Genomic DNA, 10212 nt, shown 5'->3' with positions numbered 1-10212 from the left:
CGGGTCACGACGGCGCGGCTGCGGTTGCGCCGGCCCGGCCAGCGCGGATGACCGGCCCGCGCGGATAGTCACCGGCGGCCGGTTCCCGCGGGCAGAATTGACGGGTGCCGGAATTCACGCTGACCGCGCAACGCAACTCCTCGGGCGGCGACGCCCGCTGGGGGCTGGTGCGCCTGCACCCCGAAGTCCTGATGGCGCTGGCCCTGCAGCCGGGGCAGGGCGTCACCCTGACCGGCGGCCGGCGCACCACGGCGGTGGTGGGCGCGTTCAAGCCGTCGCAGGGTTTCGGCGCCCGCGTCGCCCTGCTCGACGAGGTGACGCTGTCGAACGCGAAGGTGCGCGACGGCGGTGACGTCACCATCGCCCCGGCCACCGAAACCGATGCGCGCCGCGTCTCGGTGACGGGGTCCTCGCTGGCCATGGCCGCGATTCCGGAGTCGACGCTGCGGCAGGCGCTGCTGGGCAAGATCGTCACCGTGGGCGACACCGTCACCCTGCTGCCGCGCGATCTGCTGCCCAGCGACAATCCGGCCGCGGCCCGGAAGGCGTTGAAGGGCTTGGGGATCGCCTGGACCTCCGAGGTGCTGACGGTGGTGGCGACCGAGCCGTATCCGGGCCCGGTCACCATCCTGCCGAGCACGGCGGTGACGCTGGGCACGACCTTCGGCGCGACCGATGCCCCGCTCGGCCTGCTCGATGATGTCCCCCTGGACGGTTCGCCGATCGTCGCCGGCAAGCGCCCGGTGTCGACCGCCCCGGCCTCGGCGGTGGCGGTCGCGGATCTGGCGGGGGTGCAGGCCCAGGCCGCGAAGCTGCGGGAGTGGCTGAATCTGGCGCTGGACGAGCCCGAGCTGCTGAAGGCGCTGGGCGCGAGTTCGCAGCTGGGCGTGTTGATCACGGGCCCGGCGGGGGTCGGCAAGGCGACGCTGGCCCGGGCGGTGGTGGGTTCGCGGCGGCTGGTGGAGCTGGACGGCCCGGCGGTCGGCGCCACCGAGAGCGGTGAACGTTTCCGCGATGTCGGCGACAAGGTGCAGGAAATCGGTTCCGGCGCGGGCGGAGTCCTGCTGATCACCGATATCGACGCGCTGCTGCCGGCCGCGGCCGAGCCGGTGGCCACCATGATCCTGGACCAGTTGCGCCGGGCGATCGCGCTGCCCGCGGTGGCGGTGCTGGCGACCACCTCGAATCCGGCCGGCCTGGACGCGCGGCTGCGCGGTCCCGAACTGTTCGACCGGCAGGTGTCGCTGCCGCTGCCGACCGCCGCGGTGCGGGCCGCGCTGCTCGAGCAGTTGTTGCGCAAGGCCCCGACCGAGGACCTGAAGGTCGACGAGATCGCGCTGCGGACACCGGGTTTCGTGGTGTCGGATCTGGCGGCGTTGGTTCGTGAGGCGGCGCTGCGGGCGGCGGCCCGGGCCAGCCGCGAACACCACGACAGCGGTCGGGACGTGGATCCGGTGCTGCGGCAGGAGGATCTGACCGGGGCGCTGGAGGTGATCCGCCCGCTGTCGCGGTCCGGGTCGGAGGAATTGTCCATCGGCAACCTGAGTCTCGACGATGTCGGCGACATGGTGGAGACCAAGCAGTCGTTGACCGAGGCGGTGCTGTGGCCGCTGAAGCATCCGGATTCGTTCGCGCGCCTGGGGATCGAGCCGCCGCGCGGGGTGCTGCTGTACGGGCCGCCGGGTTGCGGCAAGACCTTCCTGGTGCGGGCGCTGGCCGGGTCCGGGCAGTTGAGCGTGCACGCGGTGAAGGGCGCGGAGCTGATGGACAAGTGGGTCGGCTCCTCGGAGCGGGCGGTGCGCGAGTTGTTCCAGCGCGCACGTGATTCCGCGCCGTCGCTGATCTTCCTCGACGAGGTGGACGCGCTGGCCCCGCAGCGCGGTCAGTCCTCGGACTCGGGGGTGTCGGATCGGGTGGTGGCAGCCCTGCTCACCGAGCTGGACGGGGTGGAACCGCTGCGGGATGTGGTGGTGGTCGGCGCGACCAACCGCCCGGATCTGATCGATTCGGCGCTGACCCGGCCGGGCCGGTTGGAGCGGCTGGTGTTCGTGCCGCCGCCGGACGCCGAGGCCCGGGCCGAGATCCTGCGCACCGCGGCGAAATCGGTGCCGCTGGCCAAGGACGTGAATCTGCGGCGGCTGGCCCGTGAGCTGGACGGCTACTCGGCCGCGGATTGTTCGGCCCTGCTGCGGGAGGCGGCGCTGGCCGCCATGCGCCGCGATGTGGAGGCCGGGGAGGTGACCGCGGCGGATGTGGCGTCCGCGCGCAAGGCGGTGCGGCCGTCATTGGATCCGGTGCAGGTGGAGTCGTTGCGCTTGTTCGCGGCCAAGCGGGAGATGTCGGGTCCGCCCGGCGATCCCTCGGGGTATGTCTGAGCGAGTCGGCCATGTCTGATTGATCCGCCTACGCCCGAATGTGGCCGAAAGTTCGCCAAATATCCACTAAGTAAGCGAGTCGGACCGATCGACCCGCCGTGGGCCGGTAATTTTGCGCAGGTGAGGTCGTACAAGGTAGCCACCGAAACGATCACCGCCCTGGTCGCGGCACTGGTTGCTGGCCTGGCGCTGACCTTGCCCATCGACTTCGGCTGGACCTCACAGACTTCCGCCCTGCAACTGAACCTGCTGGCCTACAGCCTGCCCCGCGCCATCGCTGCGGGCGTGCTCATCGCCATGATCGTGGCGGTGCTGATCACCACCCTGGGCAGCCCGTCGGTGGCCTGGTCGACCACGGTGGGCGGGTTGCTGGTGCTGGTCGCCAACCACACGCTGGGCCATGCGGGCGACCCGAATTCCTCGCTGTCGACCATGAACTTCATCGACTCCCTGTCGGGCGGCGTGGTGCTGGGCGCGCTCGGGGCGGCGGTGCTGCATCACCGGCTGCCCGCGTTCGCCTGGACCCTGGGCATTCTGATCAGCCTGCTGCTGGGCTCGGTGAACCCGGTGCCGCGGGTGGGCGGCGGCAGTATCACCGACAATCTGAAGGACCACTGGCACGCCTCCGACATCCCGCCCATGTGGATGGTCCTGCTGGCGTTCGCGCTGGCCGTGGTGTCGCTGCTGATCAATCGGAAAGGACCGGCCGCGCAACGGCTGTCGATCGAGCTGCCGCTGGCCCCGATCCTGGCGGGCACGCTGCTGGTGCTGATCACCCTGTTCAGCGCGGAGTGGCTGGCCCGGCACGGCGGCAGTGTGGCGGGCATCGTGCTCGCCGTGGTGACCTCGGTCGGCACCGCCCTGATCGCGTCCATGCTGCTGCCGGGCCGGGACGGGGAGATCGTGCTGATCGCGGTGGGCGTCGGCGCGGTGGGCGCGGCGACGATCGCGGCGGAGATGCCGGCCTGGTCGATCCCGCTGCTGGTGGCGGTGAGCGCGTTCGGCATGTGGGCGGGCAGTCAGGTGTCCGCGCCGATGCCGGCCCTGTGGCTGTCCATGCTGGTCGGGGTGTCGACCGCGCTGACCAGCGACACCTCCGAGGCGTGGCTGATCGTGGGCAGCGCGGCGCTGGTGTCCTGGCTGCTGGGTTTCGGGCTGCTGGCGGCCCGGCCGCGGTACGTGCCGAGCCGGGTGCTGGGGACCACGTTGCTGTTCGTGCCGTCGGCGGTGCTGGGCATGCGGGATTACGTGGCGCGCGGCGATTACGCGATGCAGTCCGGCGATTCGGGTCTGTGCGCGGTCAGCTCGGGTTCCACGGCGACTCCGGGGTGGACCTCGGTGCTGGTGGCGGGCGGCTGTCTGGCGGGCATGTTCCTGCTGCGCCGGCTGCGGCCGCTGCCGGTGCCGTCCGCGGCGGCGGCCACCCCGCCCGAAGGGGCATCGAACGGGGACGCCACCGCCTGAACCGGACCGGTCAGGCGCGGGCGGCGAGGTCGAGCTGGGCGGCCGGAGCGGTGGCCGGTTCGGCGAACCAGGTCCGGTAGAAGGCCGTCACGTAGGCGGCGGACAGGCCGATGACGACGATGCCGGCCGGAACCGGGTGCTCGGCGAATTCGACCGACAGGTACCGGTAGGACAGCAGCAGTCCGGCGAACAGCGCGGCGCCCGCGCCGACCAGCTGGACGCGGGTGCGGTCCCAGCCGCGTTCGGGTGCGCGCAGCGCGGATTCGATGGCCAGGCACAGCACCGCGCCCGCCACCAGGTCGGCGCCGTAGTGGTAGCCGAAGCCGAGGGTGGCCCCGACGGTGGCGAGCAGCCAGAAGGCGCCGCCCCAGCGCAGCCAGGTCGGAGCGGGGGCGCCGGTCAGCGGGTCGCGGCGGGAGTGGACGAAGATCGACAGCGCCCAGGCGGTATGCAGCGACGGCATGCAGTTGCGCGGGGCGAACCGGTCGAAGGCGATCGAGCCGGGCGAGAGGTCCACCGGCGGCACCACATTCGGCCAGTAGGTGCCGAGGGAGAAGGCGTGCCCTTCGGTGCCGTAGGCGAAGATCGGCCCGACGACCGGGAAGATGACGTAGAAGATCGGCCCGATCAGCCCGATCACCAGGAAGGTCCGCACCAGGTAGTGCCCCGGCCACTCCCCCGTCTTCACGACGTTGCGCAGCTGCCAGATGGTCACGATCATCGCGCCGACCGGCAGTTCGATGTACACCCAGTGCAGGACCGCGGAAGCCACCGGCCCCAGCCACTCGAGCAGTTGCCCGGCCATCCAGGAGGGGTCGCCGAGGGCGTGGTCGACCAGCACGATGTGCTCGTCGAGGACGCGCGGCCCGGCGAGCACGGTGATGCCGAGCCAGACGTCGGCGACCTTGCTGGACAGCACCAGCAGGATGCCGAGCGCGGCGGCGTGCAGCGCGTTGGCGCGATCCTTGCCCTGCCACCGCCACAGGGCGAGCCCGAGGATGCCGAGCAGTACGAGCACCGGCCCGTTGCCCATGGCCAGCGGACCACCGGCCAGGCTGCGAATCGACTGGTAGGCGATGTCGATGCCGAGCGCCGTGCCGACGGCGATGAAGCGCCGCCGCCAGTTCAGTCCGATGAGCGCGAGCCCGAGTCCGGCCCACGGCACGGTGAAGGATTTGGCATTGCCCGCGAAGTCGGCCCAGATGCTCTCCAGCGGACCGGTGAAGTGGTGCTGGGCGGCGACGATTTGCAGGGCCAGGAGTGCCAGGGCGCCCACGGTCAGCACGGCCGCCAGCCGCACGCGCGGCGACGGCATCCGCGTCCCTGATCGGCGTGCTGCGCCGCCGGTCTGGAAACGCGGGTCGTCGAGCAACATCCAGCCATAGTAAACGCCGTGTGAACGCCGCCCCCATATCCAGTTGAACGCCGCATCCCACCCCGGATGAACAGCCCCCGGTCAGCGTGGTATCGCCGCTGGCCATGGCGTACGGCGGCCGCAGAATCGCGTAACTGAAATCACACCAAGGGAACTCGCGACGGTGCGCCGTATCGGCTCGGCGTCACTGCTCGAGTTCGTGGACCAGCGAGTCGACCACCGACACCAGATCGCCCTGCGCGGCGGCGGCCACCCGGCGCTGCCGTTGATAGGACGCGCCCCGCTTCGGGATGTCGGCGACCATGGCGAGCTCGTTCTCGCAGCCGAGGCTCTTGGCGGTCGGCTCCAGCCGGTTGAGCAGATCCATGAGGTCGTCGGTGACAAGCCGCTCGTTGCTGTCGGCGTCGGTGATGATGATGGCGTCGAGCCCGTATCGCGCTGCGCGCCACTTGTTCTCCTGCACATGCCAGGGCGGCAGGATGGCGGGCAGGGGTTCGCCGTTCTCCACCCGCCGGTCGAGATCGACCACGAGGGAGTGGATCAGCGCCACGATGGCGGCGAGTTCGGCCTTGGTGGGGGTGCCGTCGCAGATGCGGACCTCGATGGTCCCCCATTTGGGTGCGGGCCGGATGTCCCAGTGCATGCCGCCGATCTGTTCGAACACACCGGTTTTCATCTGGTCGTGCACGAATCCCTCGAACTGGCCCCAATTGTCGAATTGGAAGGGCAGTCCGGCGGTGGGCAGCTGCTGGAACATGAGCGCCCGATTGCTGGCGTAGCCGGTGTCGACGCCCGCCCACATGGGTGAGGAGGCGGACAGCGCCAGCAGGTGCGGATACGACGGCAGCATGGCGTTGAGGATCGGAAAGACCTTGTCCGGGTGCGAGATTCCGACGTGCACGTGCACGCCCCAGATCAGCATCTGCCGGCCCCACCACTGGGTGCGCTCGATGAGTTCGTCGTAATGCGCACTGCGCGTGAGCTGTTGGGTGGACCACTGCGCGAAGGGATGGGTGCCCGCGCAGAACAGGTCGACGCCGACCTGGTCGGCCGCGCGCCGGACGGTGTCCTGGGTGGCGCGCAGTTCGTCGACGACCTCGCTCACGGTGTCGTGCTTGCCGGAGACCAGTTCGACGGTGTTCTTCAGCAGTTCCTTGGTGATCTGCGGGGTACCGTCCCAGGCGCGGAGGTCGCCGCAGGCCTCGAAAACGGCTGCCGCGGTATTGGACAGGTCACGCGTCGTCTTGTCGACGAGCGCGACCTCCCATTCCACGCCGAGCGTGGGCCGGGGCGATGAATTGAAGGGGACCTTCGGAATGCCTGCCCCGGCCATGGCTCACCTCAATGGGTTCAGGCGACGACGCCGCAGGCGACCCGTGCACCCGCGTCGCCGGTCGCGAGGGTGTCCGCATCCGGTGCGGGCGCGTACCGGGTGGGAATGTTGCCGAAGTTGTCGGCGCCGGCGTGGATGATCAGGGCCTTGCCCTTGATCTCGTCCAGGGTGACGGCGTCGGTGGTGGTGACCAGCTTGGCGGTGCCGTCCTTGAGCACCTCGAGCGAGGTCAGGTCGCCGCTGGCGGGATGCGTGTTCTGCTCACCGACCTGCAGGTGGCCACCGGCGGACAGGAAGTCGCCGGGCACGCCGCCCGCGGGGGCGGTGGAGTTGGCCTCGCACTTGCCGAACTGGTGGATGTGCAGGCCGTGGAAGCCGGGCTTGAGGCCGTGGGCTTCGACGGTGATCTCGAGGTGGTTGCCCACCTTCACGACGGAAGCGGTGCCGACGGTGCCACCGGTGGGGTCCTTCAGGGTGACGGCGGTGGACTCCCGGGGGGCGTTGGTGTCGCCCTCGGTGCCGTGGCCGGTCGCCGCGCCCGCGGGGGCGGGCGAGCTGGTGAACACCGGCGGGGTCGTCCCCTTGACGTCACTCGATTCCTGGCTGTTGGAGCAGGCGGTGAGCCCGAGGGCCGCGACCGCGAGCACCGGGGCAACAGTCCACCAGGACGGGCGACGAGTTGAGGACGAGGCCATCGGGGAACTCCTTTACGAGTCCGAGTTTATCGGGAAAGCAGGGTGGACATAGTTCGTACCGGACAAGATGATGCCAGAGCCGTGCGTGTGTCCCGTGGAGGGGCCGCACGGTTTCTTTCGGGTGGCGGTCCGGCGGCCGGGGGACAACGATTCAGTTGCCGGTGACGATGATGATGACACCGGTGGGCGAGTCCGAGATCCCGGGGAAGCGGGGTTCGGCGGCGCAGCCCAGTTCGGCGGCGATGGCCTTGGCCAGCGCCTGCTCCTTGGGCGAACTGCCGTAGTACACGGTGGTTTTCGGGATGACGCCGTTGGGATAGTTGCCGACCTCGGTGATGTTGTAGCCCTCACCGCTGAGCTGATCGCCGGTCTTCTTGGCCAGTCCGGCGACGGTGCCGTTGTTGTAGACCCGGACCGGGACCGACTTGTCGACGCCCGCGGCGGTGGTGGTGGTCGGCGCGGCGGTGGTGGTCGTGGCCGTGGTGGTCGTGGGCGCGAGGGTGCTGGGCACCATCGGCGGGGTGGCCGCCTGGGTCGAATTCTGCTGCGCCGCAGTGGTGGTGGCGGCCTGGGAGGTCGATCCGGCACTGCTGTCCGAGGAGTCCGAACTCGACAGGGACATCGCGCCGATCCCGGCGAACACGATGGCCAGCGCGATCAGGACCATCGCCAGGGCCCGCAGCGGCGGACCGCCGGCCGGCGAATTCGGGTTGCTCACGGCGTCGAGCCTAATGGGTGCAGGGCCGCCCGCGCGGGATCAAGCGCGGACGCGGGCCGGGTGGAGAGCCGGCTCACGGTCACGGCGCGGCTCACACCTGGAATCCGAGACGGCGTGCGGCCCTGGTCTTCTGGCGGCTGGCGCGCAGCCGTCGCAGGCGCTTGACCAGCATCGGGTCCGCCGCCAGCGCTTCGGGTTTGTCGACGACCGCGTTCAGGACCTGGTAGTAGCGGGTCGCCGAGAGGTCGAACAGTTCGCGGATGGCTTCTTCCTTCGCGCCGGCGTACTTCCACCATTTGCGCTCGAAATCGAGAATCTCGAGCTCACGGCGGGAAAGCCCGTGCGCGCCATCCTCGTCGGAAGGACCGTCCTCGCTTGCGGGAATGTCGCGTGCCGCTGCGCTGTCCATAGAGCTCCCTCGCCGAGTGGTCACCAGACGAATATGGTGCTTGCGTCGGTGTCATTCAACCACGCGCCACGGACAACGCGATGCGTACCGATCGGCGTGTTTTGTGACGTGAGCCCCGGCGTGTCGAGGGTTCCGGGCACCGATCCGGACACGTCCCCAGGGTGTGATCACCCCGGTAAACGCCGCACTATAGGGTGCTGAGCATGGCTATTCTCCCGATTCGCATTGTCGGCGACCCGGTTCTGCACCGAGCGACCACTCCGGTCACGCGGACTCCGGAAGAGCTGGCGCAGCTGATCGCGGATATGTACGAGACGATGGACGCCGCGCACGGGGTGGGTCTGGCCGCCAATCAGGTGATCATCGAGGACGAGGACGAGCAGTCGCCGCGCATCTTCGTCTACGACTGCCCGGACGAGGGCGAAGGCGGCAAGGCCGTCCGCCGCCGCGGCTGCGTGGTGAATCCGGTGCTGCTGACCTCGGAGATCCCCGAATCCATGCCGGATCCCGACGATGACGACGAGGGCTGCCTGTCGGTCCCCGGCGAGCAGTTCCCGACCGGTCGTGCCGACTGGGCCAAGGTCACCGGCACCGACGAGCACGGTGAGCCGGTGGAGCTGGAGGGCCACGGCTTCTTCGCCCGCATGCTGCAGCACGAGACCGGGCATCTGGACGGCTTCCTGTACGTGGACGTGCTGGTCGGCCGCAATGCCCGCGCCGCGAAGAAGGCCATCAAGCGAAACGGCTGGGGTAAGCCGGGTTTGAGCTGGGTCCCGGGCACCGTGCCGGACCCCTTCGGACACGACGACGACGATCTCGACGACTGATCGGTCATGACCGACTCCGAGCCCGGCCCCGGCGGCGCCGGGGCGCTCCCGCCGGTCGGCAAGCGGGTGGTGGTGCGCTACCGCCTGCCCGCGGGGTATCCACAGCCGTTGACGGATGTGATCGGCGAACTGATCGCCACCGAACCGCTGACCGTGCGCACCGCCGACGGTCAGGTGGTGTCGATCGCCCGGGATCAGGTGGTGGCCTGGAAACCGCTCGGCCCCAGGCCCATTCGGACCAGTGAGATCCGATCCCTGGAGGCGGCGGCCGCGGACGGCTGGCCGGGCCTGATGCGGTCCTGGATCGACGGCTGGCTGCTGCGCGCCGGCGACGGCTACACCTATCGCGCGAATTCCGCGGTGCCGCTGGGCGGTACGGACGGTCCGGCGCTGATGAACACCGAGACCCTGCGCCGCATCGGCGAGTGGTACACCGCGCACGGCCTGCCGTTGCAGCTGCAACTGCCCGATCGGCTGGCGACCCGGCCCGCCGAGTGGCGGACCTGGCACGAGACCCGGGTGCTGGCGGTCGACATCGAGACCATGGCCCTGCCGTCGGGCCCGTCCATGGTGCGGTTCACCCCCGAACCCGACGGGGCGTGGCTGTCCATGCACCGGCATCGGGGCGGTGACACCGATGTCGGCTCGACCCCGGTGGTGGACGTGCTGACCGCGATCCGCGACGGCGAGGTCACCTTCGCCACGCTGGGTCTGCCCGCGCCGATCGCGATCGGCCGGGCCGCGGTGACCACGGCCCCCGACGGCCGCCGCTGGGTGGGCCTGACCTGTGTGGCGGTGGCGTCCGGGCATCGGCGGCACGGACTGGGCGCGCTGGTGTGCGCGGAGATGATCCGCTGGGGCCGCACGCACGGGGCCACTCACGCCTATGTTCAGGTGTCGGACGAGAATGACGCGGCGCTGGCGTTGTACCAGGAGATGGGCTTCGTCGAGCATCACAGCTACCGGTACGCCGCACCCTGATCGCGCGCCGCCCGCTCACGTAAGACACTAGTTCC

At 70.1% G+C, this 10212-nt stretch carries 9 protein-coding genes; 4 read left to right on the top strand and 5 right to left on the bottom strand.

Going from position 1 to position 10212, the window contains the following annotated elements; genetic code table 11:
* Positions 1-104: 104 nt before the first annotated feature.
* On the top strand, positions 105-2375 hold the full coding sequence (locus tag ACWELJ_RS22400; protein WP_452368078.1) for an AAA family ATPase: 2271 nt from the start codon (positions 105-107) through the stop codon (positions 2373-2375).
* Between the two features lie 120 nt (positions 2376-2495).
* Positions 2496-3839 (top strand): hypothetical protein, encoded by a 1344-nt coding sequence (locus tag ACWELJ_RS22395; protein WP_452368077.1) that lies wholly within the window; start codon positions 2496-2498, stop codon positions 3837-3839.
* 10 nt (positions 3840-3849) lie between these two features.
* Here ACWELJ_RS22395 and ACWELJ_RS22390 read toward each other — a convergent pair whose 3' ends face one another.
* From ACWELJ_RS22390 to ACWELJ_RS22370, 5 genes are all read right to left on the bottom strand, one after another.
* Positions 3850-5214: a DUF5933 domain-containing protein gene (locus ACWELJ_RS22390; RefSeq protein WP_452368076.1), complete on the bottom strand. Its 1365-nt coding sequence runs from the start codon at positions 5212-5214 to the stop codon at positions 3850-3852.
* Positions 5215-5398: 184 nt separating this feature from the next.
* On the bottom strand, positions 5399-6547 hold the full coding sequence (locus tag ACWELJ_RS22385; protein WP_452368075.1) for a glutamate--cysteine ligase: 1149 nt from the start codon (positions 6545-6547) through the stop codon (positions 5399-5401).
* Between the two features lie 17 nt (positions 6548-6564).
* Complete coding sequence (sodC, locus tag ACWELJ_RS22380; RefSeq protein ID WP_452368074.1) at positions 6565-7242, bottom strand: superoxide dismutase[Cu-Zn]; 678 nt, start codon at positions 7240-7242, stop codon at positions 6565-6567.
* A gap of 151 nt (positions 7243-7393) precedes the next feature.
* Positions 7394-7960: a LytR C-terminal domain-containing protein gene (locus ACWELJ_RS22375; RefSeq protein ID WP_452368073.1), complete on the bottom strand. Its 567-nt coding sequence runs from the start codon at positions 7958-7960 to the stop codon at positions 7394-7396.
* 91 nt (positions 7961-8051) lie between these two features.
* Positions 8052-8369: a DUF3263 domain-containing protein gene (locus ACWELJ_RS22370; protein WP_213558355.1), complete on the bottom strand. Its 318-nt coding sequence runs from the start codon at positions 8367-8369 to the stop codon at positions 8052-8054.
* 203 nt (positions 8370-8572) lie between these two features.
* Here ACWELJ_RS22370 and ACWELJ_RS22365 point away from each other — a divergent pair, with 203 nt between their 5' ends.
* On the top strand, positions 8573-9196 hold the full coding sequence (locus ACWELJ_RS22365) for a peptide deformylase (protein WP_452368072.1): 624 nt from the start codon (positions 8573-8575) through the stop codon (positions 9194-9196).
* Between the two features lie 6 nt (positions 9197-9202).
* Positions 9203-10177 carry an N-acetylglutamate synthase, CG3035 family gene (locus ACWELJ_RS22360; RefSeq protein WP_452368071.1) on the top strand — a complete coding sequence of 325 codons (975 nt, stop codon included), beginning with the start codon at positions 9203-9205 and terminating at the stop codon, positions 10175-10177.
* Positions 10178-10212: the final 35 nt, after the last annotated feature.

The organism is Nocardia sp. NPDC004582 (assembly GCF_053602115.1).
This window is presented reverse-complemented; position numbering and strand designations above follow the sequence as displayed.

What these genes read in the sequence shown, in the direction of transcription:
- ACWELJ_RS22390 (WP_452368076.1), bottom strand. Translation starts at nt 5,214, where the DNA reads ATGTTGCTCGACGACCCGCGTTTCCAGACCGGCGGCGCAGCACGCCGA.
- ACWELJ_RS22385 (WP_452368075.1), bottom strand. Translation starts at nt 6,547, where the DNA reads ATGGCCGGGGCAGGCATTCCGAAGGTCCCCTTCAATTCATCGCCCCGG.
- sodC (WP_452368074.1), bottom strand. Translation starts at nt 7,242, where the DNA reads ATGGCCTCGTCCTCAACTCGTCGCCCGTCCTGGTGGACTGTTGCCCCG.
- ACWELJ_RS22370 (WP_213558355.1), bottom strand. Translation starts at nt 8,369, where the DNA reads ATGGACAGCGCAGCGGCACGCGACATTCCCGCAAGCGAGGACGGTCCT.
- ACWELJ_RS22365 (WP_452368072.1), top strand. Translation starts at nt 8,573, where the DNA reads ATGGCTATTCTCCCGATTCGCATTGTCGGCGACCCGGTTCTGCACCGA.
- ACWELJ_RS22360 (WP_452368071.1), top strand. Translation starts at nt 9,203, where the DNA reads ATGACCGACTCCGAGCCCGGCCCCGGCGGCGCCGGGGCGCTCCCGCCG.